This is a genomic window from Kitasatospora sp. NPDC092286, assembly GCF_044755565.1.
GTDB lineage: Bacteria > Actinomycetota > Actinomycetes > Streptomycetales > Streptomycetaceae > Kitasatospora.
The window spans coordinates 55235-76505 of sequence record NZ_JBIVRD010000021.1; the positions used below are offsets into that span (position 1 = coordinate 55235).

General features: G+C 74.1%; 21 protein-coding genes. 14 read left to right on the forward strand and 7 right to left on the reverse strand.

From position 1 onward, the window contains the following. The first annotated feature begins 21 nt into the window (after positions 1–21). Both metK and ACIQIB_RS21940 read left to right on the forward strand, forming a co-directional pair. Entirely contained in the window at positions 22–1245 is a 1224-nt protein-coding gene (gene metK, locus ACIQIB_RS21935) for a methionine adenosyltransferase (RefSeq protein ID WP_363610438.1), read from the forward strand. A gap of 111 nt (positions 1246–1356) precedes the next feature. After that, complete coding sequence (locus tag ACIQIB_RS21940; RefSeq protein WP_400658216.1) at positions 1357–3450, forward strand: primosomal protein N'; 2094 nt, start codon at positions 1357–1359, stop codon at positions 3448–3450. Positions 3451–3561: 111 nt separating this feature from the next. On the opposite strand, the gene ACIQIB_RS21945 is transcribed toward ACIQIB_RS21940, so the two are convergent. Continuing rightward, positions 3562–4170 (reverse strand): hypothetical protein, encoded by a 609-nt coding sequence (locus tag ACIQIB_RS21945; RefSeq protein WP_400759874.1) that lies wholly within the window; start codon positions 4168–4170, stop codon positions 3562–3564. A 266-nt stretch (positions 4171–4436) separates the two neighbouring features. Here ACIQIB_RS21945 and def point away from each other — a divergent pair, with 266 nt between their 5' ends. From def to ACIQIB_RS21960, 3 genes are all read left to right on the forward strand, one after another. Next, positions 4437–4982 carry a peptide deformylase gene (gene def / locus ACIQIB_RS21950; protein WP_400759877.1) on the forward strand — a complete coding sequence of 182 codons (546 nt, stop codon included), beginning with the start codon at positions 4437–4439 and terminating at the stop codon, positions 4980–4982. Positions 4983–5027: 45 nt separating this feature from the next. After that, positions 5028–5963, forward strand: coding sequence for a methionyl-tRNA formyltransferase (fmt, locus tag ACIQIB_RS21955; protein ID WP_400658213.1), 936 nt, complete (start codon positions 5028–5030; stop codon positions 5961–5963). Positions 5964–6054: 91 nt separating this feature from the next. Continuing rightward, positions 6055–7488 carry a transcription antitermination factor NusB gene (locus ACIQIB_RS21960; RefSeq protein WP_363610428.1) on the forward strand — a complete coding sequence of 478 codons (1434 nt, stop codon included), beginning with the start codon at positions 6055–6057 and terminating at the stop codon, positions 7486–7488. Positions 7489–7540: 52 nt separating this feature from the next. Here ACIQIB_RS21960 and gndA read toward each other — a convergent pair whose 3' ends face one another. Both gndA and ACIQIB_RS21970 read right to left on the reverse strand, forming a co-directional pair. Further along, positions 7541–8986: an NADP-dependent phosphogluconate dehydrogenase gene (gene gndA / locus ACIQIB_RS21965; RefSeq protein WP_400759880.1), complete on the reverse strand. Its 1446-nt coding sequence runs from the start codon at positions 8984–8986 to the stop codon at positions 7541–7543. 137 nt (positions 8987–9123) lie between these two features. Further along, positions 9124–9387 (reverse strand): co-chaperone GroES, encoded by a 264-nt coding sequence (locus tag ACIQIB_RS21970; protein WP_363610424.1) that lies wholly within the window; start codon positions 9385–9387, stop codon positions 9124–9126. A 257-nt stretch (positions 9388–9644) separates the two neighbouring features. Here ACIQIB_RS21970 and ACIQIB_RS21975 point away from each other — a divergent pair, with 257 nt between their 5' ends. The 3 genes from ACIQIB_RS21975 (at position 9645) to gcvH (ending at position 11148) form a co-directional block, all read left to right on the forward strand. After that, complete coding sequence (locus ACIQIB_RS21975; protein WP_400759882.1) at positions 9645–10007, forward strand: DUF6204 family protein; 363 nt, start codon at positions 9645–9647, stop codon at positions 10005–10007. A 105-nt stretch (positions 10008–10112) separates the two neighbouring features. Continuing rightward, positions 10113–10613 carry a MarR family winged helix-turn-helix transcriptional regulator gene (locus ACIQIB_RS21980; RefSeq protein WP_400759885.1) on the forward strand — a complete coding sequence of 167 codons (501 nt, stop codon included), beginning with the start codon at positions 10113–10115 and terminating at the stop codon, positions 10611–10613. A gap of 136 nt (positions 10614–10749) precedes the next feature. Further along, entirely contained in the window at positions 10750–11148 is a 399-nt protein-coding gene (gene gcvH, locus ACIQIB_RS21985; protein WP_363610418.1) for a glycine cleavage system protein GcvH, read from the forward strand. Positions 11149–11247: 99 nt separating this feature from the next. Here the strand turns inward: gcvH and ACIQIB_RS21990 are convergent, their stop codons facing one another. Together ACIQIB_RS21990 and ACIQIB_RS21995 are read right to left on the reverse strand one after the other, a co-directional pair. Beyond that, entirely contained in the window at positions 11248–11844 is a 597-nt protein-coding gene (locus tag ACIQIB_RS21990; protein WP_400658206.1) for a dihydrofolate reductase family protein, read from the reverse strand. Between the two features lie 373 nt (positions 11845–12217). Next, positions 12218–12862 carry a CatB-related O-acetyltransferase gene (locus ACIQIB_RS21995; protein WP_363610414.1) on the reverse strand — a complete coding sequence of 215 codons (645 nt, stop codon included), beginning with the start codon at positions 12860–12862 and terminating at the stop codon, positions 12218–12220. A gap of 407 nt (positions 12863–13269) precedes the next feature. Here ACIQIB_RS21995 and ACIQIB_RS22000 point away from each other — a divergent pair, with 407 nt between their 5' ends. The 5 genes from ACIQIB_RS22000 (at position 13270) to ACIQIB_RS22020 (ending at position 18679) form a co-directional block, all read left to right on the forward strand. Beyond that, the gene (locus ACIQIB_RS22000) at positions 13270–14238 is read left to right on the forward strand and encodes a hypothetical protein (protein WP_363610412.1); all 969 of its coding nucleotides are present in this window, start codon (positions 13270–13272) and stop codon (positions 14236–14238) included. Between the two features lie 263 nt (positions 14239–14501). After that, positions 14502–15737 carry a GNAT family N-acetyltransferase gene (locus ACIQIB_RS22005; RefSeq protein WP_363610410.1) on the forward strand — a complete coding sequence of 412 codons (1236 nt, stop codon included), beginning with the start codon at positions 14502–14504 and terminating at the stop codon, positions 15735–15737. A gap of 166 nt (positions 15738–15903) precedes the next feature. Beyond that, positions 15904–16710 (forward strand): CPBP family intramembrane glutamic endopeptidase, encoded by an 807-nt coding sequence (locus ACIQIB_RS22010; RefSeq protein WP_400759891.1) that lies wholly within the window; start codon positions 15904–15906, stop codon positions 16708–16710. Then, positions 16707–18071: a sensor histidine kinase gene (locus ACIQIB_RS22015; RefSeq protein ID WP_400759893.1), complete on the forward strand. Its 1365-nt coding sequence runs from the start codon at positions 16707–16709 to the stop codon at positions 18069–18071. The genes ACIQIB_RS22010 and ACIQIB_RS22015 overlap by 4 nt, the downstream gene beginning before the upstream one ends. Next, positions 18035–18679: a response regulator transcription factor gene (locus ACIQIB_RS22020; RefSeq protein ID WP_363610404.1), complete on the forward strand. Its 645-nt coding sequence runs from the start codon at positions 18035–18037 to the stop codon at positions 18677–18679. Before ACIQIB_RS22015 ends, ACIQIB_RS22020 begins: the two co-directional genes overlap by 37 nt. A gap of 333 nt (positions 18680–19012) precedes the next feature. On the opposite strand, the gene ACIQIB_RS22025 is transcribed toward ACIQIB_RS22020, so the two are convergent. Together ACIQIB_RS22025 and ACIQIB_RS22030 are read right to left on the reverse strand one after the other, a co-directional pair. Next, positions 19013–19474, reverse strand: coding sequence for a VOC family protein (locus ACIQIB_RS22025; RefSeq protein WP_400759895.1), 462 nt, complete (start codon positions 19472–19474; stop codon positions 19013–19015). After that, complete coding sequence (locus ACIQIB_RS22030; RefSeq protein ID WP_400759896.1) at positions 19471–19650, reverse strand: hypothetical protein; 180 nt, start codon at positions 19648–19650, stop codon at positions 19471–19473. The genes ACIQIB_RS22025 and ACIQIB_RS22030 overlap by 4 nt, the downstream gene beginning before the upstream one ends. A 62-nt stretch (positions 19651–19712) precedes the next feature. Between ACIQIB_RS22030 and ACIQIB_RS22035 the strand changes: the two genes are divergently transcribed. Then, positions 19713–20687, forward strand: coding sequence for a helix-turn-helix transcriptional regulator (locus tag ACIQIB_RS22035; RefSeq protein WP_400759898.1), 975 nt, complete (start codon positions 19713–19715; stop codon positions 20685–20687). Positions 20688–21271: the final 584 nt, after the last annotated feature.

Sequence of the window (21271 nt, forward strand, 5' to 3'; positions counted from 1 at the left end):
GCTGCAACCCCAGGGAGCGCTGTGTCTCGCCGCCTGTTCACCTCGGAATCCGTGACCGAGGGACACCCCGACAAGATCGCTGACCAGATCAGCGACACCATCCTTGACGCTCTCCTTCGTGAGGACCCGAAGTCCCGGGTCGCCGTGGAGACGCTCATCACCACCGGCCAGGTGCACGTGGCCGGTGAGGTGACCACCAAGGCGTACGCGCCGATCGCCCAGCTCGTCCGGGACAAGATCCTGGAGATCGGTTACGACAGCTCCAAGAAGGGCTTCGACGGCGCCTCCTGTGGCGTGTCGGTGTCCATCGGTGCCCAGTCGCCCGACATCGCGCAGGGCGTCGACACCGCGTACGAGGCCCGGGTCGAGGGGTCCGCCCACGGCGACGAAGGCGACGACCTGGACAAGCAGGGCGCGGGTGACCAGGGCCTGATGTTCGGCTACGCGTCGGACGAGACGCCGGAGCTGATGCCGCTGCCGATCACGCTGGCGCACCGGCTGTCCAAGCGCCTGTCGGAGGTCCGCAAGAACGGGACGATCCCGTACCTGCGCCCGGACGGCAAGACCCAGGTCACCATCGAGTACGACGGCGACCGCGCCGTCCGCCTGGACACCGTGGTCGTCTCCTCGCAGCACGCGAGCGACATCGACCTGGAGTCGCTGCTCACCCCGGACATCCGCGAGTTCGTCGTGGAGCCGGAGCTGAAGGCGCTGGCCGAGCAGGGCATCAAGCTGGTGACCGAGGGCTACCGCCTGCTGGTCAACCCGACCGGCCGCTTCGAGATCGGCGGCCCGATGGGCGACGCCGGCCTCACCGGCCGCAAGATCATCATCGACACCTACGGCGGCTACGCCCGCCACGGTGGCGGTGCCTTCTCCGGCAAGGACCCGTCCAAGGTCGACCGCTCGGCCGCCTACGCCATGCGCTGGGTCGCCAAGAACATCGTCGCCGCCGGCCTCGCCCGCCGCGCCGAGGTCCAGGTCGCCTACGCCATCGGCAAGGCCGAGCCGGTCGGCCTCTTCGTCGAGACCTTCGGCACCGAGACCGTCCCGGTCCTCACCATCCAGAAGGCCGTCACCGACGTCTTCGACCTGCGTCCGGCCGCGATCATCCGCGACCTGGACCTGCTGCGCCCGATCTACGCGCAGACCGCGGCGTACGGCCACTTCGGCCGTGAGCTGCCGGACTTCACCTGGGAGCGGACCGACCGGGTCGACCAGCTGAAGAAGGCCGTCCAGGACTGACGCCCTTCCCCACGCGCACGACCGCAGGCGGCGGCCGCCCCGAGCCCTCGGGACGGCCGCCGCCTGCGGCGTTGTGCCCGATGTCGGTGTGACCTGGTAGTACTTGGAGCGATGAGCAGCGAAGAGGAGAGCGGCGGGGGCGGTGCGGGGGCGCCGGAGCAGCTCGCGTTCATCCGGGAGACGGTGCGCCGGGCCAAGCCCCGTACCTGGCGCGGGGCCAAGCGCGCCGAGCACCTGCCGGTGGCCCGGGTGGTGGTCGACAAGGGCGTGCTGACCATCGACAAGTTCTTCGACTACGAGGTGCCCGCCGCGATGGCGGAGGACGCCCGGCCCGGCGCGCGGGTGCGGGTGCGTTTCGGGGCGCGCGTGGTGAAGGGCCAGCGCGAAGGGGGGGAACTGCACGACGGGTTCATCGTCGCGCGCCTGCCCGAAAGCGACTTCCCCGGCCCGCTGGCGCCGCTCGCCCAGGTGCTCTCGCCCGAGCCGGTGCTCACCCCGCAGCTGCTGCGGCTCTGCCGGACCGTCGCCGACCGCTACGCGGGGACCCTGGCGGACGTCCTCCAGCTGGCGATCCCGCCCCGGCACGCCAAGGCCGAGGCCGAGCCCTCCCCGCCGCCCAGGCCCCGGCCGGCCGCGCCCGCCCCCGGTGGCTGGCAGCGCTACCCCGCCGGGCCCGACTTCCTCGCCGCGCTGGCCGGCGGCGGAGCGCCGCGCGCGGTCTGGACGGCGCTGCCCGGCCCCGGCTGGCCGTACGAGATCGCCCGCGCCGTCGCCGCCACCCTGGCGAGCGGGCGCGGCGCGCTGGTCGTCCTGCCGGACGGGCGCACCACCGCCCGGGTCGACCGGGCGCTCACCGAACTGCTCGGCGCCGGGCAGCACGCCACCCTGGTGGCCGATCTCGGGCCCCGGGAGCGCTACCGGCGCTGGCTGGAGGTGAGCCGCGGCTCGGTGCACGCCGTCATCGGCACCCGCGCCACCATGTTCGCGCCGGTGCGCGACCTCGGGCTGGTGGTCGTCTGGTCGGACGGCGACAGCAGCCACAGCGATCCGCGCGCCCCGCACCCGCACGTCCGGGAGGTCGCGCTGCTGCGCGCGGCCGAGGAGGGCGCGGGCGTGCTGCTGGGCGGGCACACGGTGACCGTGGAGGGCGCGCAGCTGGTCAGCACCGGGTGGGCCCGGCCGCTGGCGGCCGACCGGGAGACCGTCCGGCAGGTCGCGCCCCGGGTCCGGACCGTCACCGACCAGGACCAGCACCGGGACGCCGCCGCCCAGGCCGCCCGGCTGCCGTCGGTGGCCTGGGAGGTCGCGCGGGACGCGCTGGCGAGCGGCGGGCCGGTCCTGATCCAGGTGCCGAGGCGCGGGTACGTGCCCCGGCTGGCGTGCGGGCGCTGCCGCACGCCGGTCCGGTGCCGGCACTGCGAGGGCCCGCTGGAGGCCGCGTCGTCCGACGCGCCGCTGCGCTGCGGCTGGTGCGGGGAGGCGGAGAACGACTGGCACTGCGCCGAGTGCGGGTCGTTCCGGCTGCGGGCGCAGGTGGTCGGTGCGCGGCGGACGGCGGAGGAGCTGGGGAAGGCGTTCCCCCGGATCCCGGTCCGGACCTCCGGACGGGACGCGGTGCTGGCGACCGTCCCCGCGGAGCCGGCGCTGGTGATCTCCACCCCGGGCGCCGAGCCGGTGGTCGAAGGGGCGGACGGCTACGCGGCCGCGCTGCTGCTGGACGGCTGGGCGCTGCTCGGCCGCCCGGACCTGCGGGCCGGGGAGGAGACCCTGCGGCTCTGGCTGGCGGCCGCCGCGCTGGTCCGGCCCTCGACCGAGGGCGGCACGGTGGTGGTGGTCGCGGAGCCGACCGCGCGGCCGGTGCAGGCGCTGGTCCGCTGGGACCCGATGGGCCACGCCGGGCTGGAGCGGGACGAACGGGCGCAGCTGCACTTCCCGCCGGTGTCGCGGATGGCCTCGGTGGCGGGCAGTCCGGCGGCGGTGGCCGATCTGCTGGGCCTGGTCCGGCTGCCGGAGGGCGCCGATGTGCTGGGCCCGGTGCCGGTGCCGAAGCTGCGGGGGGAGGAGCAGGAGCGGGCGCTGCTGCGGGTGCCGCCCGGACAGGGGGCGGCGCTGGCGGCGGCGCTCAAGGCGGCGCAGATCGCGCGGATCGCGCTGCGGACGCCGGAGGCGGTGAAGGTGCGGATCGATCCGCTGGACATCGGCTGAGGCGAGGGCGGCCGGGCTGGTGGCCGGGCCCGGGCCGGGCTGAGGCGGGGCGGGCGGGGACGGCCGGGCCCGTTGGGTGAGCCCGACCGTGCCGCCCGATGTCCGCCCTGGTCAGCCGCGCAGCGGGATGCCGCCGCGGTCCACGCCGGCGCGGTCCAGTCCGCCCCGGTCCGCCGTGGACCGGTCCAGGGCCGCCCGGTCCAGCGTGCTGCGGTCCAGGCCGCCCTGGCGGGCCGCCGGGACGGTGGTGGCCAGTCCGCTCGGGGCGGGTGCGGCGGCCGGCAGTTCCTCGGAGCGGTCCGACCGGCCCTGCCCCGGCACCCCCGGGACGCCGGAGGCCGTCACCCCGCCCGCGGCGAGCAGCTCGCTGGTGGGCCGGCGCATCCCGTACCGCCGGTGCACCGCCTGCTTGGTGACCCCGAGGGCGGAGCCCACCGAATCCCAGGAGAAGCCCAGCGCCCGGTCGAACTCGACCGCCGCCGCCACCAGTGTCTCCACGCTCTCCCGCAGCTCCTGAGCCAGGCGCACCGTCGGTGCGGGCGCCCGCCCGTACACCACGAACCCGGCCGAGGTGCTCGGGCGGCGCGGCCGGTAGACGTTGCCCAGCTGGGCGGTGAGCGTCCGCAGCGCGTCGACCTGCCGCCGCACCCGCTCGATGTCCCGCACCAGCAGGTGCAGGCTGGCCCGGGCCCGGGCGTCGTGGTTGATCTGCTCAGCCATGGCTTACGCGCCACCTTCCGTACGGTTCGGCTCGGCCGGGTCGCGGTGTCCCGTTCTGCCCGGCCCCGGTCAATCTCACTTGACCAACGCCCGAATGGGGGCCGGGGTCACGCAGCCGGACGGACTCGGGATATGCCGGTGGGCCGAGCACGGCCGCCGGACGGCCCGGGACGATTGCATAGACTTGCCGGTGGCCGGCCCCCGGCCCACCCCGTGACCCGCCTGTGGCGAGCAGCCCGAACCCGACGGACAGGAGCCCGTACCCCGTGGCGATCCAGCCGATCCGCATCTTCGGAGACCCCGTCCTGCGGGCCACCGCGAAGCCGGTGACCACGTTCGACAAGGAACTGCGCAAGCTGGTCCAGGATCTCACCGACACCATGCTCGACGCCCCCGGCGCCGGCCTGGCGGCCCCTCAACTCGGCGTCTCCCTCAGGGTGTTCACCTACCACGTGGGCGGCGTCACCGGTCATCTGATCAACCCCGACCTGTCGCTGACCGAGGAGGAGCAGGACGGCCCCGAGGGCTGCCTCTCGCTGCCCGGCCTGCGCTACGACACCAAGCGCGCGTACGGCGTGGTCGCCAAGGGCTTCAACATGCACGGCGACCCGGTCACCATCGACGGCACCCAGCTGCTCGCCCGCTGCATCCAGCACGAGACCGACCACCTCGACGGGATCATCTTCATCGACCGCCTCGACCGCGAGCAGCGCAAGGCCGCGATGAAGGCGATCCGTGAGACGGAGTGGGGCGACGGACCCGCCCCCGTCGTCAGGATCTCCCCGCACGGCACCTTCGGCGCCGCGCGCTGAACCCCCGCTTCCGCTGCTGAACTCCGCCCACCAGAAAGGCACTTGATGCGCCTCGTGTTCGCCGGCACCCCCGAGGTCGCCGTTCCCGCCCTGGACGCCCTGCTCGCCTCCGACCGGCATGAGGTCGTCGCGGTGGTCACCCGCCCCGACGCCCCCGCCGGGCGCGGCCGCAAGCTGGTCGCCAGCCCCGTCGCCCAGCGCGCCGAGGAGGCCGGGATCGAGGTCCTCAAGCCGGCGAAGCCCAGCGACCCGGACTTCGTCGCCCGGCTCACCGAACTCGCCCCCGACTGCTGCCCGGTGGTCGCCTACGGCGCGCTGCTGCGCCCGGGCACCCTGGAGATCCCCAAGCACGGCTGGGTCAACCTGCACTTCTCGCTGCTGCCCGCCTGGCGCGGCGCGGCCCCCGTCCAGCACGCCGTGCTGGCGGGCGACGAGGTCACCGGAGCGTCCACCTTCCTGATCGAGCAGGGCCTCGACTCCGGCCCGGTCTACGGTGTGATCACCGAGGAGGTCCGCCCCACCGACACCAGCGGCGAACTCCTCACCAGGCTCTCCCACTCCGGCGCCCGTCTGCTCACCGCCACCATGGACGGCATCGCGGACGGCTCCCTGCACGCCGTCCCGCAGCCCGCCGAGGGCATCACGCTCGCCCCGAAGATCACCGTCGAGGACGCCCGGATCGACTGGAACCACCCCGCGCTGCGGATCGACCGCCTGGTGCGCGGCTGCGCCCCCGCCCCCGGCGCCTGGACGCTCTTCCGCGGTGAGCGGCTGAAGGTCTCCGGCCCGGTGAAGCTGCTGACGGACGCCGCGGAGCTGGCACCCGGGGAGCTGGCCGTCGGCAAGAAGAGCATCCGGGTCGGCACCGGCAGCCACGAGGTCGAGCTGGGCGAGGTCCAGCCGCAGGGCAAGAAGCCGATGCGGGCGGCGGACTGGGCGCGGGGCACCCGGATCGAGTCCGGCGAGCGCTTCGAGGTCTGAGGGAGCGGAGAAGGCCGGGGGCCAGGGCCCGACGTTTGGCGTTACTGTTCGACTGTTCGTCCGATAATCACCGCAGCACCTTGAGGCACCTGTGACCACACCGAGCGCCAAGCGCGCCCCCCGCCCGCACCGCCGTCCGAAGAAGGACCCGGCCCGGATCGTCGCCTTCCGCGCCCTGCGCGCCGTCGACGAGCGCGACGCCTACGCGAACCTGATCCTTCCCTCCCTGCTCCGCGAGGCCGAGCAGAAGGGCATGGACCGCCGCGACGCCGCCCTCGCCACCGAACTCGTCTACGGCACCCTGCGGCTCCAGGGCACCTACGACGCGATCATCGCCGCCTGCGTCGACCGCCCGCTCAGCAAGGTGGACCCGCCGGTCCTGGACGTGCTCTCGCTCGGCGCCCACCAGCTGCTCACCACCCGCATCCCCAGCCACGCCGCCGTCTCGGCCACCGTCGAACTGGCCCGCGTGGTGCTCGGCGACGGCAAGGCCAAGTTCGTCAACGCCGTCCTGCGCCGGATCAGCGCCCGCGACCTGGCGGAGTGGATCGGACAGGTCGCCCCGCCGTACGACGACGACGCCGAGGACCACCTCGCCGTCGTGCACTCCCACCCCCGCTGGGTGGTCGCCGCGCTCTGGGACTCGCTCGGCCGCTGGCAGCCCGACGCCGCCGGCCGCACCGCCATGGAGGAGCTGCTGCGCGCCGACAACGAGCGGCCCGAGGTCACCCTGGTGGCCCGCCCCGGCCGGATCACCGTCGGCGAACTGGCCGAAGCGCTGCCCGAGGCCGAACCCGGCCGCTGGTCCCCGGTCGCGCTCCGGCTCGCCGAGGGCGGCGACCCGGGCTCGCTGGAGGCGGTGCGCGAGAACCGGGCCGGCGTCCAGGACGAGGGCAGCCAGCTGGTCGCGCTCGCCCTCGCGGCGGCTCCCCTGGACGGACCGGACCGGCTCTGGCTGGACGGCTGCGCCGGCCCCGGCGGCAAGGCCGCGCTGCTCGGCGCCCTGGCCGCCGGGCGCGGCGCCGCCCTGGTGGCCAGCGAGAAGCAGCCGCACCGGGCCCGGCTGGTCGCCCGCGCGCTGGAGGGCAACCCCGGCCCGTACACCGTGATCACCGCCGACGGCACCCGCCCGGCCTGGCGCTCCGGCGGCTTCGACCGGGTCCTGGTCGACGTCCCGTGCTCCGGCCTCGGTGCGCTGCGCCGCCGCCCCGAGGCCCGCTGGCGCCGCCGCCCGCAGGACATCGCCGCCTTCGGCCCGCTCCAGCGCGACCTGCTGCGCTCGGCCGTCGACGCCACCCGGGTCGGCGGCGTGGTCGGCTACGCGACCTGCTCGCCGCACCTGGCCGAGACCCGGGCCGTCGTCGACGACGTGCTCCGGGACGAGGGCGGCCGGGTCGAGTGGATCGACGCCCGCCCGCTGCTCCCCGGCGTCCCGGCGCTGGGCGACGGCCCGGACATCCAGCTCTGGCCGCACCTGCACGGCACCGACGCGATGTACCTGGCCCTGCTGCGGCGCACGGCCTGACCCGGACGGCGGCGTGAGCCCCCGGCGGCCGCCAGGGGCTCACGCCGTTCGGTCAGCGCTGTTCCTCCGGACGCCCGTCCTGCTCCCAGCGGGTGTGGAACGTACCGTCGCGGTCGGTCCGCCGGTAGGTGTGCGCGCCGAAGAAGTCCCGCTGTCCCTGGACGAGGGCGGCCGGGAGGCGTTCGGCCCGCAGACTGTCGTAGTAGGCGAGCGCGGTCGCGAAGCCGGGTGCCGGAACGCCCAGTTGGGCCGACGTCGAGACGACCCGGCGCCACGCGGACTGCGCGGAGCCGAGCGACTCCCGGAAGTGGGCGTCGGTCAGGAGCGTGGGGCGCTCCCTGTCCTCGTCGTAGGCGGCCTTGATCCGGTCCAGGAAGCGGGCCCTGATGATGCACCCGCCGCGCCAGATGGTGGCCATCGCGCCGGGGTCGATCCGCCAGCCGTACTCGGCGCTGCCGGCCTGGATCTGCTGGAAGCCCTGGGCGTAGGCCACCATCTTGGAGGCGTACAGGGCCTGTTCGACGTCGTCGGCGAAGCGGTCCGCCGCCGCGCTGTCGAGCCAGCTCTCGGACGGGCCGGGCAGGTCGTGCGCCGCCCGCCGGAGCGGCACGCCGCCGGACAGCGACCGGGCGAAGACCGCCTCGGCGATCCCGTTCACGGGGACGCCCAGGTCCAGCGCGCTCTGCACCGTCCACCGGCCGGTGCCCTTCTGCTCGGCCTGGTCCAGCACGATGTCCACGAAGGGCCGGCCGGTCGCCGCGTCGGTGTGGGCGAGGATCTCGGCGGTGATCCCGATCAGGTACGACTCCAGGCGGCCGCCGTTCCAGGCCCGGAAGACCTCGGCGATCTCGGCGGGCTGCAGGCCGCCGCCGTGGCGCAGCAGGTCGTAGGCCTCGGCGATCAGCTGCATGTCGGCGTACTCGATGCCGTTGTGGACCATCTTGACGAAGTGGCCGGCGCCGTCCGGTCCGACGTGGGTGCAGCAGGGGGTTCCGTCGACCTCGGCGGCGATGTCCTCCAGCAGCGGGCCCAGGACCTGGTAGGCCTCCGGGGTGCCGCCGGGCATGATGCTCGGTCCTTCCAGGGCGCCCTGCTCGCCGCCGGAGATCCCGGTGCCGACGAAGTGGAGCCCGCGCTGCCGCAGGGCCGCCTCCCGTCTGCGGGTGTCGAGGAAGTGGGCGTTGCCGCCGTCCACCAGCACGTCGCCTTCGTCGAGCAGGGGGAGGAGCTCGTCGATGACGGCGTCGGTGGGTTCGCCGGCCTTGACCATGATCACGATCCGGCGGGGGCGTTCGAGTGCCGCGACGAACCCGGCCGTGCTGTCGGCCGGGACGAACGCGCCCTCGTGTCCGTACTGCTCCACCAGTGCGGTGGTCCTTGCCCGGGTGCGGTTGTGGACGGCGACGCGGTAGCCGTGGCGGGCGAGGTTCCGCGCGAGGTTGCGCCCCATCACGGCCAGTCCGGTGACGCCGATCTGGGCCTGCGGCTGCTCGGTCATAGGGGGTCTCCAAGGGGGTGAGGGGCCCGTGGGGCGGCGGCGGTCGCGCCCGGGGTGCTGCCGTCGGGGATGGTGTGGTTCGGGATGCTGCCGTGCGGGCGGGGCCGGGAGCGGTGCCGCACGGCCGTCGCGCCCGCCTACTCGGCGGCCACCGAGAGGATCTCGTCCTCGGGAAGCTCCACGTAGACCACGCCGTCCACCTCGACCTCCGAGCCGGAGAACCGGGAGAAGATGATCTTTTCGCCGGTCTTCACGTCCACCGGGTGCGGCCGGCCGCCCGCCAGGGTCCTGCCCGGTCCCACCGCCACCACCTCGCCCTTGCGGGTGTCCGCGTCGGGCAGGGCGGGCGCGCTGATCGGCTTGACGATCAGGTGATCGTCCTTCGGCCGGAAGTCTGGCATCGGAGGGTCCTCTCGGATAGGAGACGGCGGCGCGGCCCAGCGCGCCCCACAGGTCGATGGTCCACGGTTCCCGCGTGCTTCGCCCCGGCTGCTTCGGCCTCATGGCGGTACGCCGCGCGCCCTTCGGGTGTCGGCCCGGACGGCGAGCGGGTGCGGACGCGCTCTCCGGCGGCCGGCCGGGCAGGCCGTCGGGGGCGGCCCCGGTGCCCCGCGAAAGGCGGTGGAAGCGGACCGCTCCCGCTGATTAGGCTCGGGGGATGACCACTACTCGCACCTTCCGGATCACCGTTCGCGGTGCCTTCGACGGGCTCGACGCCGAGCAGCGCGCCGAGCTGCTGGCCCGCGCGTCCGAGCACGATGTGCTGCACGCGGCCTACACCACCGAGGGGCACCTCAGCTACGACATCGCGGCGCGGCCCGCGTTCACCTTCCGCTTCCAGGACTCCGGCGAGGCCGAGGAGGACATCCTGGAGGCGACCGAACGCGCCGAGGCCGCGGCGAAGGCCTGGCTGGATGAACGGGGCTACGCCTTCAAGAACCTCAGGTCGCAGGCCGAGGACCTCTCCCAGGCCCCCCTCGGCAAGCGGCAGCGCCGCGCCGCCGCGCGGAAGGACGCCTGACCCCGGGCGCTCGCGGGGATTCGGCCGGACTCGTATGACCGAATACTGCACTACTCCTTGACTGCTCAACCAGCTGCTAGGGTCGAGCGGTCAAGGAGGTGGCACATGAGTGATGCGCTGGACGCGGCCCTGCGGCTCCTGCGGGCGCAGACCGCCCTGGTGAAGCGCTTCGACGCGAGCCTCGGCGGCCTGCACGGGGTGAGCCTGGCCGACTTCACGCTGCTGCTGCGCCTGGGCCAGTCGCCCGGCGGCCGGCTGCGCCGGGTGGACCTCGCCGAGGCGCTCGGCCTGACCGCCTCGGGCGTGACCCGGGGGCTGGCGCCGCTGGAGCGCATCGGGCTGGTCACGCGCGAGCCGGACGCCCGCGACGCCCGGGTGGCGTACGCGGCACTCACCGACACCGGTCGTGAACGGCTCGCGGAGATGCGCGCCACGGCCGAGCAGGTCGCCGAGGAGATCTTCGCCGCGCCCCCGTGGGGTGAGGCGGACATGGCCGTGTTGTCCGAGCTGACGACCCGCCTCGGCGGCGTCGGCCTCCCCGGCCGGGGCGCGGGAGCCCGGTCGGCGTCTCGACCGGGTGCGCCGACTCGGCTTCCGGGGAACTGAGTTCGGCCCGGGTCGCGGGTCGCCGGTCGGGTGAGCCTCCCGGACGGGGCGGCGGATCTGTAGCAGGCTCTCCGTGGGTGCGCGGTCACGTGAGGTGACGGTGGCTCAAGAGTGCTTCCAGGAAAGCGAGGCGGGCATGACGGACATTCCGAAGGACCTCAAGTACAGCAGGGATCACGAGTGGGTGCGGTCCACCGGCAACGGGAAGGTCAGGATCGGCCTCACGGCCTTCGCGCAGCGCCAGCTCGGTGATGTCGTCTTCGTCGAACTGCCCGAATCCGGCGCCGCCCTCGATGCCGGGGAGCCGGTCGGCACCGTCGAGTCGGTCAAGGCGGTCTCCGAGGTCTACACGCCGGTGTCCGGCATGATCGCCGCCGTCAACGAGGACCTCAACGACTCGCCGGAACTGATCAACGAGGAGCCCTACGAGCAGGGCTGGATCGTCGACGTCACCCTGTCCGCCCCCAAGCAGCTTGACGACCTGCTCACGGCCGCGCAGTACGGCGACTACATCAAGGCGGAGTCGGACGGGTAACCGGCGGCGGCCCTCGCACCGGCAGGCCGCTCGGTCCGTCCCGAGCGGCCTGCCGACGGTGGTGGTCCGGACGGGCGCCGACCCGTCCGCCGCGGCCGGCTACCGCTTGGCGACGGGCCGGTAGGTGCAGACGTTCACACCCGTGCTGCCGGTGACGGTGGAGACCAGCTCCAGCGTGCGCAGCCCGCCGTCGTCCGGGAAGATCGTCTTTCCGCCGCCGAGGAGCACCGGCATGATCACCAGTCGGAGCTCGTCGACCAGGCCCTCGCTCAGGAGGGTGCGCACCAGGGTGGGGCTCCCCATGACCAGCAGGTCGCCGCCCTCGGCCTTGCGCAGCTCGCGGACGCGGGCGACGGCCTCGTCACCGGGGATGCGGGTGGTGTTGTCCCAGACCGGCCCGGAGTCGCCCAGGGTGCTGGAGACGACGTACTTCGGGATGGCGTTCATCCGGTCGGCGAACGGGTCGCCGGCCCGCTCGGGCCACGCCGCGGCCATCGTCTGCCAGGTGCGGCGCCCGAACAGCAGTGCCGCGGCGCTGGTCAGCGCGTCGGAGAAGGCACCGCCCACCACCTCCGGGTCGAAGAACGGGTGCGACCAGCCGCCGTGGGCGAAGCCGCCGTCGGTGTCCTCCTCGGGGCCGCCAGGGGCCTGCACGACGCCGTCCAGGCTGATGAACTCACTGATCACGATGCGCACGGTGGTGCTCCTCTGTCTTGCCTGCTCTGCTTGCTACGCCCTCGGGCCTACGACACTGAAGACTTCCGGCCACTACGGAATCATCGCTCCCGCGGCGGTGATGTGGATCACGCCCGGCGCGGCCCGGCGTGGTCAGGCGCGCGGTCCGGGCTCGCGGTCAGGGCTCGCCCCGGGGCGACGCGGCTCCAGCCGTCCACGCGTCGCGCCGGGCGGGGATCGGTCATCGGCCGGGGTCGAGGCCCACTCGACCAGCTGAGGACGGGCGGTGGTGTGCACATCGGGGAGTCAACACCATGGCTACGACAGCGGCCCTCAGCCCCACCGGAACGACCGGACGGGGGAGCGGACCTGACCGTCGGCGGCGGGCCTGCGGTCAGGGCCTGGGGGCGGCGGCTTCGAGCTGGTCGACGGTCCCGGACATGACGGTGCGGATGTGCCGGGTGAGGTGGTCGGCGGGCCAGTCCCACCAGGCGGCGGCCAGCAGGCGGGCGACGTCGCCGTCGGGGTAGCGCGAGCGGATGACCTTGGCGGGGTTGCCGCCGGCGATGGCGTAGTCGGGGACGTCGGTGGTGACGACCGATCCGGCGGCGATGATCGCGCCGTGGCCGATGCGGACCCCGGGCATGACCACGCTTCGGTAGCCGAGCCAGACGTCGTTGCCGACGACGGTGTCGCCGCGGGCGGGCAGGCCGGCGAGGAGGTCGAAGTGCTCGGACCAGGCGCCGCCCATGATGGGGAAGGGGAAGGTGGAGGGGCCGTCCATACGGTGGTTGGCGCCGTTCATGATGAACCGCACGCCCTCGCCCAGCGCGCAGAACTTCCCGATGACCAGCTTCTCCGGGCCGTAGTGGTAGAGCACGTTGCGGGTCTCGAACGCGGTCGGGTCGTCGGGGTCGTCGTAGTAGGAGTACTCGCCGACCTCGATCAGTGGCGAGGTCACCAGCGGTTTCAGCAGGACCACGCGCGGCTGGTCGGGGAAGGGGTGGAGCACCGTCGGGTCGGGCGGGAGAGGACTCATGGTGGCACCGCTTTCCGTCGATCCGGGGGTGGTCGGCACTGTCCATGATCCACGGTGGGCCCGTGCCCCGGCCCTGCGGGGTGGCGGGCTCCCGCCGTGCGGAGCGGGGCCCGATCTGAAGGGCAGCGGAGTGCGCCCTTAAGGGCTGGCCCGTAGGACCCGCCCGGCAGTCTGCCGGGCTTCAAAAGCGGCTCATCGTCTTGCCGCGGCGCCGCGGGTCGGTGATGCTGGGCCGGTGTCAGGCCGGAGCAGTAGGGAAGCGGTGGCGGCAGGAGGGGTGTCGGCGGACCACCGCCCGCTTCGTCCCTGCCCCCGGGCCGCCGGGGGGTGACCTTCGGGCCGGACCCTGAGTACGCTCCCGCCCAGGACCACACCCAGCCGACCGCAGACATCCAGAAGGCGCCCACATGCACCCCGACCACCAGCGCGCGTCCCTGCTGGCCTGGGCACACACCGCCACCGCGGACCGTCCGGCGGGCGGGTTCGACGTGCGGGAGTGGGCCACCGGGCACGGTATCCCCGAGCATCAGGCGGCAGGCCTGCGCGCGGCCCTGACGGCCGAGGGCCTGCTGCGGCCCGTCTCGCTCGTCGCCGACATCGTCAGGTTCACACCTGTGGGCCGGGCCCAGGCGGCGGCCGTGCTGGAGCAGCGCGACAACCGCCCCCGGCGCAACAACGCGGTCCGCACCGACGTTCTCGACTGGCTCTACGGGCAACCCGGCCAGGGGTGCCGGCAGAGCGGTTGCGCCGACGCCGACCCGCCGTCGGGCTTCCTGGACACCGAACCGGCCTATTGCGGTGACCCGGTCACCGCACCTGAGGTGTGCGAGGCCATCGGGTACCTCGCGGCCCGCGGACTCGCCGTCGTCCACCAGGACACCGGCCCCTTCGGCCCGCGGACCAGGGACACCTTCCTCAGCCCCGCCGACAGCTACGTTGTCAGGCTGACCGCGCGGGGCATCGACTGCGCAGAGAGCGAGAAGACCGTGTCGGAGTTCGTGCAGCAGGAGCAGACGGCCCCTGGGACGACGACGTTCAACACCTACCTGACCGACGCGCAGGGGACCATCATCGGCTCCCAGCGGGACTTCACGCAGAACAACACCGCCGGCTTCGACCCGGCCGCGCTGATCCACTTCGCCGGCCTCGCCCAGCAGAGCCTGCCCGTCCTCGGGCTGTCGCCCGAGCAGCAGGCCGAGGCGGCCGAGCAGGCCGGGACCCTGTCCGCCGAGGCCGCACGCGCGCATCCGGACCGCGGTCTCCTGCGGCGCACGACCGACCGGCTGGTCGAGCTGGTCATGCCCGCGGCGGGCACCGCGCTCGGGCAGCTCGTGCTGGAGGCGGGGAACCAGGCCGTCGCCGCGATCGGCGGTTAGGGCCTGTCTGACCATTCCCGCCGCGCGCTGATGCGACGCGAATTATCAGACAAGCCCTACAGGCCTGCCGTCGAACGATCCTGACGTTTCGGCGGCTCGCGGTGGCTCGTGTACGGCCGGTCCGCTTGCCGAGGGGCGTGCACGTGGTCATCGCGCGGTTCCGCATCGGCTCCGGATGCTCGTCCAGCCCGTTGGCCGGCGCTCCGTCGGCACCGGTGGAAATCCCGTGGACGGGGCGGATCGAACGGTGCGATAGTCCGGTCGTGACAGTGATTCCTGCCTCACCCGCACCCATCGCACTGGCCGACGGCCTCGTCCTGCGGCAGGCGCAGCCCGCCGACCTCGACCAGATCGGCGCGCTCCTCGCCGAGCGCGGTGACGCGGACGACGCCCTCGACCACCGGCTGGTCGTCACGGACCCTGATGTCGGCTGGTCCGCCTGCGCCGTGGTCGTCGACGGTGACCGGGTCGTCTCCACCGCGACGCTCCTCGACGAGGAGGTGCGGATCGGCGGCGTCCGCCTGCCCGCCGGTCAGGTCGAGCTGGTCGCCACCGATCGCGGATACGAAGGGCGTGGACTCGTACGGGCGTTGATGCGGTGGGCCCACGACCGCTCCGCCGCCCGGGGGCACGTCATTCAGGCGATGATCGGGATTCCGTACTTCTACCGGCTGTTCGGCTACGAGTACGCCATCGACATACCGCCGGCGCTGACCGTGCGCACCCCGCCGCCCGGCGACGGCACGCCCGTACTCCGCGCGGCCCTGCCCTCCGACATCCCCGCGATGGCGGCTTTGCAGGACGCCGCCCAGAACGGGTTCGACGTGGCCATGCCGCACTCGGCGGCGTGCTGGCGATGGCTGGCGGCCCACGAGGCCAGCACGCTCTGGGTCCTCGAACACGCCGGTACCGTCCTCGCCACCGGGCGCACCACGCCCCCCGGTGAGGACATGCTCCTGGCCGAGGCCGCCGCAGTCGACGAGGCGGCGGCGCGTGGCCTGCTCCGCGGCGTCGCCGCGCTGGCGCCCGACAGCCGGCTCCGGGTCGTCCATCGGGCCGGCACCGTGACCGCCGCGGCCTGGCAGGATTTCCTCGACCACGAACCGCGCACGCGGGCGGAGCAGTACTACGTCCGCGTCCCGGACACCGCAGCGCTGCTCGACCGGTTGCGGCCGCTGCTCTGGGACCGCCTCACCACAGCCGGGATCGACCGCACCGGCCGCTCCATCGTCATCTCCACCTTCGGCGCCCACTACCGGATCCCGGTCCACGCCGACGGTCTCGGTGCGGTCGTCACCGGTGGCGCGATGCAGAGCCCCGGCACCGCGGGAGGCGCCGGAGTGGCGCCCGACCACCTGCCCGCCCTGCTGTTCGGCCCGCACGGGATCGAGGGGCTGACCCGGCTCCGGCCCGACGTCTACGCCCAGGACGAGGAGCTGTTCCGGGCACTCCTCCCGCCGCTCACCGCGGATGTGCTCAGCTACTACCTGCCGTACTGAGCACGGAGGCCGTGCGGGGCCCGTCTGCCGCCTCCGGTAAGTGCTCAGGGGTGCGCAGAAGTACACCCCCGGAGTGAGGTCCGGTGCAGTGCGTGCCACAGGGCCGGGCGCGATCGTCGTAGGTGTCGTCAGAACGACACCTCCGACGAGAAGAACAGGTGCACGGATGTCCCATGCCCAGCAGCGCGTCGCCGCGACGCGTGCCCGCGATTTCTGGCCGGTCCCGCTGTTCACCCTGCTGACCTGGGTGGTGGCCGGTCTGCTGCTGGCTCTGCAGCCGATGCTCCCGCTCGACCCCGGGCTGCTGATGCTCCCCCAGTTCGGCCCCGCCGTCGCCGCCGTGGTGGTGACGGTGCTGCTGAGGCGGGGGAGGAGGCCCGCGGCCGGTCCGGCTAGCATGAGGTGGCTGCGGCCCACCCGTGACGTGCTCGTTCGCTGCGTGACCGGTGCGGGTCTGGTTGTCGCGGTGCTGGGGCTGTCGCTCGGCGTCCTCGCGCTGGCCGGACGGCCGGTGCACCTCACGGACGCCGGTCAACTGGCTGGGCCGTGGTGGCTGCTGGTCGTCCTGCAGTGGGTCGGCGCGTGCGGCGAGGAACTGGGCTGGCGCGTCTTTCTGCAGCGGCGGCTGGAGGCCGGCCGTTCGCCGGTGGCGGCAGCGGTCGTGGTGGGTGTTCTCTGGGGGGCTTGGCACGTGCAGTACCTGCGGTTCGGAGCCGCGTTCATGACGGCGTTCATGGTCATGACCGTCGCGGTCTCGGTGATACTCGCCGTCCTGGTCTCGGGCGCCGGTACCGGGACCCTCCTGGTGGCCGGCACCCTCCACTGCCTGATCAATCTCGGCACCCTCGGCGTGCTGGACATCGAGGGCGGTGACGTCGCCGGCATGACCGCGCTCGCCGGCTGCTCGACCGCGGTCGCGGTCGCGCTGGCGGTGGCCGGCCACCGGGTCCGGCGCACGGAGGCCGTCCGATGAACACCGGATCCTCTGCCACCCGTACACCGGACGACACGCCGACCACCACCGGCGGCAGCGCTCGCCGAACGGCGGCCACCGCCCGTACGGCGTGGGCCGAGCGGCCGGTCGCGCTGGGGCGGGCCGCGGCCCTGTGGGCCCTGGCACTGTCGGCCGGGCTGGTCGCCTGCCTGGTCAACCTCGCGATCTGGCTGCTGGGCGCCGGAGTCGGGCTGCTCCTGCTCCCACTCGCCGTCGGGACGCTGCGACGGCTCGCCGGCACCGCCCGCCGCCGCGCCGGGCGGTGGACGGGGGTGGCGATCCCCGAACCGTACCGCCCGACGCCGCCGCGGGAGCCCGGCCTCGGCGGCCGGGTCCGTACCTGCCTCGCCCTGCTGAGCGACCCGGCCACCTGGCGCGACCTGGTGTGGGCGAGTGCCGATCCGTGGATCGGCGGCGTCATCGCCGGGCTGCCGGGCGCGCTGGTGCTGTACGGCGTGTACGGAGCACTGGTCCAGCCCTTCGTCTGGGGGCCGATCGACCGCGCGGGCGGCAGCAACTGGTACACCGTCATCCAGGTGGACTCGTCCGGCGCCGCGCTGGCCGCAGTACCCGTCGGCCTCGCGCTGATCCTCGCCGGCCTCCTGGTCGGCCCGTGGACGCTGCGACTGCACGCCCGCTGGACGGCGGTCCTGCTCGCGCCGACCCGGACCGCCCGGCTGCGCCTGCGGGTCGACCATCTCTCCACCACCCGCGCCGACGCCTCCGACGCCCAGGCCGCCGAGCTCCGCCGGATCGAACGGGACCTGCACGACGGGGCCCAGGCCAGGCTGGTCGCGCTCGGCATGACCATCGACAGCGTCGAGAAGCTGGTGAACAACGATCCGCAGGCCGCCCTGTCCATGCTCGCCGGAGCCCGCGAGGCCTCCTCCCGCGCCCTGGAGGAGATGCGCGACCTGATCCGCGGCATCCATCCGCCGGTCCTGGCGGACCGCGGCATCGCCGACGCGGTCCGCGCCCTCGCCCTCGACAGCATGCTGGACGTCGAGGTGACGGCCGAGCTGCCGGGCCGGCCCGCCGCCCCCGTCGAGTCGGCGGTCTACTTCGCGGTCAGCGAGCTGCTCACCAACGCCGCCAAGCACAGCGGTGCCGAGCGGGTGGAGGTCAGGCTCGGCCACCGCGACGGTGTGCTCGCCGCCGAGGTCACCGACGACGGCCGCGGCGGCGCGGACCCCGCCCGGGGCACCGGTCTGCGCGGGGTCCAGCGCCGGATCGCCGTCTTCGACGGCACCCTGACCGTCCGCAGTCCCGACGGCGGCCCCACCACGATCCTCCTGGAGATCCCGTGCGCGTTGTCCTCGCCGAAGACCTCTTCCTCCTGAGGGACGGACTGGTCCGCACCCTGGAGGAGCACGGCTTCGACATCGTGGCCGCCGTCGACAACGGCCCTTCCCTGCGCAGGGCGCTCGCCGACCACCGGCCGGACATCGCCGTGGTCGACGTCCGCCTGCCGCCCTCCTTCACCGACGAGGGCCTCCAGGCCGCCCTGGAGGCCCGGCGCCGTACCCACGGCCTGCCCGTCCTGGTGCTGTCCCAGTACGTCGAGCGGCTCTACGCCCGCGAGCTGCTGGCGGACGGCTCCGGTGCGGTCGGCTACCTGCTCAAGGACCGGGTCTCCAACGCCGCCCAGTTCGTCGACGCCGTCACCCGGGTCGCGAGCGGCGGCACCGTGATGGACCCGGTGGTCATCGCCAAACTGCTCAGCCGCGGCGAGGCCCGCGGCCGCACGACGGCGCTGACGCCCCGCGAGCAGCAGGTGCTGGAACTGATGGCACAGGGCCGCTCCAACCCGGCGATCGGCCAGCAGCTCCACATCACCCTGAGCGCCGTCACCAAGCACACGGCCAGTATCTTCGCCAAGCTCGACCTGCCCGCCTCCGACGACGACAACCGCCGGGTCCTGGCCGTCCTGGCCTACCTCGACCGCTGAGCCCGGGGCCGAGGCCGACCGGGCCTTCGAAGCCGTCCCTCAGCCCTCGCCGGTCGGCGGGTCGGTCTTCGGTCCGAATCCTGGCCGTGCGTGGGGCCGAAGTCCGCGTCGAACTCCGCCAGCAGACGGATGATCTCGGGGGCCGACCCGGGTTCGGGGAAGTCCCGGTGGATCCGGCGGTGCAGACGGGACCGACTCACAGCGGCTCTCTCCCCGCTCCCCGTGCAGCCGTGCGTGGTGCGCACCCGAGTATCCGCGGCGACTCCGGGCACCCGCAAGGCGCCCGCCCCGACGTCAGCCCCTGCGGCTTTCCGCGACCACAGCCGAGCCGCGTCAGTCCAGGCAGAACTCGTTGCCCTCAGGGTCGGTCATCACGATGAAGCCGGCGCTCATCGGGGGAGCGGGCTCGTGGCGACGCACCCGTGTCGCGCCCAGTGCGACGAGCCGGTCGCACTCGACCTCCAGCGCTGCCATCCGCTCCTCGCCCCGCAGCCCGGGAGCCGCGCGGACGTCGAGGTGGACGCGGTTCTTGGCGACCTTGTCCTCCGGCACCTGCTGGAAGAACACCCGCGGGCCGTGCCCGTCCGGGTCCTCGATGGCCGACTTCGTGTTGCGCTGCTCCTCCGGTACGCCGATCCGCGCGAGGAAGTCGTCCCACGCGGCCAGCGGGTCGGCGTCCTCGGGCAGGTCGACTCCGGGCGGGCCGGGGTGGACGTAACCCAGTGCGTCGCGCCAGAAGGACGACAGCGCCCGCGGGTCGTGGGCGTCGAAGGTGACCTGGAGGCGGCGGCTCATCGGGTTGCTCCGTTCGTAGCGGGTCTCGTGTGCGGGGAGAGGCCGCGCAGCGGGCGGACCTCGGACAGACGGTGGATCGGCTCGCGGTGGACGGGCGGCACCGGACCGGCCGTGGGCACTTCGGGCAGGTTCCAGACGTCCGGCACCGGCAGCCAGAAGGACTCGTCCGCGTTCATGGAGCCACCCTGACACCTCTGGCGGACAGGATCGGTCCGCTACCCCTGGCAGAGTGGGCGACATGGACGGGACACGCGGTGACGAGCGGGGTACGACGGAGCGGGTGCTCACCCTGCTCGGGCTGCTGCGGCAGCGTCAGGTCTGGACCGGCCCCGAGCTCGCCGACCGGCTCCGGGTCACGTCGCGCACGGTACGGCGCGACGTCGAGCGGCTGCGCGCGCTCGGCTATCCGGTGCTTGCCGGCCGCGGTGTCGGCGGCGGTTACCGGCTCGGTCCGGGGCAGGACCTGCCGCCGCTGCTTCTCGACGACGAGGAGGCGATCGCCACCGCGGTGTCGCTGCTCGCCGGCGCGGGTGGCGCGGTCGCCGGCGACACCGCGCTCCGGGCGCTGACCAAGCTCGACCGGGTGCTGCCCACCCGGCTGCGGCACGAGGTGCGCGCGCTCTCCGGCTCGGTGGAGTTCTTCGGCGGAGGCCGCACGCCGGTCGACTCCGAGGTGCTCATGACGCTGGCCAGAGCCTGCCGCGACGAGGTCGAGGCCGGCTTCGACTACCCGTCCGGGAGCGGGGTGCGACGGCGGCGGGTCGAGCCCTACCGCCTGGTCGCCTCCGACCGGCGCTGGTACCTCCTCGCCTACGACCTCGACCGCGACGACTGGCGCAGCTTCCGCGTCGACCGGATGACCGAGGCGTCCGTACGGACCTGGCGCTTCCGCCCGCGCACGGCGCCCGACGCGGCGGCGTATGTGCAGGAGGGGGTGGCGAGCCGGGTCTACCCGCACCGGGCAAGCTTCCTCGTGCACGCGTCGGCCGACACGGTGCGCGCGCAGATCCCGGCGTCGGCGGCCGTGGTGCGACCGCGCGGGAGCGGGCTCTGTGAGGTGCTCAGTGGCGCCGGCAGCCTCGACTTCGTGCTCATGCACGTGCTTCTGCTGGGGCACGACTTCGAGGTGCTCGACCCTCCGGAGCTCGCGAGTCGCTGTCGGGTGCTGGCGGAGAGGCTGCTGTCGGCCGGTGCGAGGAGCTCACCGTGCTGATGTGCGCCAGTGTGCCCGCGCAGGCGGCGACGCCGTCGGCGCTCCGGCAACCTCGTCCCGGGCGACACCAACGGGCATCAGGACGTCTTCCGCCACGACCTGTGGACGGGCCGGACCGAACGGGTCAGCGTCGCGGCCGACGGCACCCAGGTCGAGGCCGGGTCGGGCAGCCCGGCCGTCGACGCGCTGGGCACGACGGTGCTTCTCCTCCGGCGGCGCGCTCGTCCCCGGCGGTGCCGACGGTCAGCAGGGCGTCTACGTGCGGCGGTACCCGCTGTTCTGAGCAGCCGCCGGATACGTCGATTCCGGCGGTTCCCGGCGACAGGCGAGGGCGGCACCGCAGCCCTCGCCTGTCGCCGGCCCCGCTCGTGCGGGCGTGGTGAGCCGGCTTCAGCGTTCGTGGACCGTGGCCCACCTGTAGTGGCCGGGCCGTGCTGTTCCCTCCGGGCCGAGGGCCGTGGCGGGGGCGCCCCCCCCGCCCCGCCCCGCCCGCCCCCCGGGGGGGGGGGGGGCGGGGCGGGGGGGGGGGGGGGGGCGCCGGGGCCGGCCGGCGGGGGGGGGGCCCCCCGCGCGGGGGGGGCCGG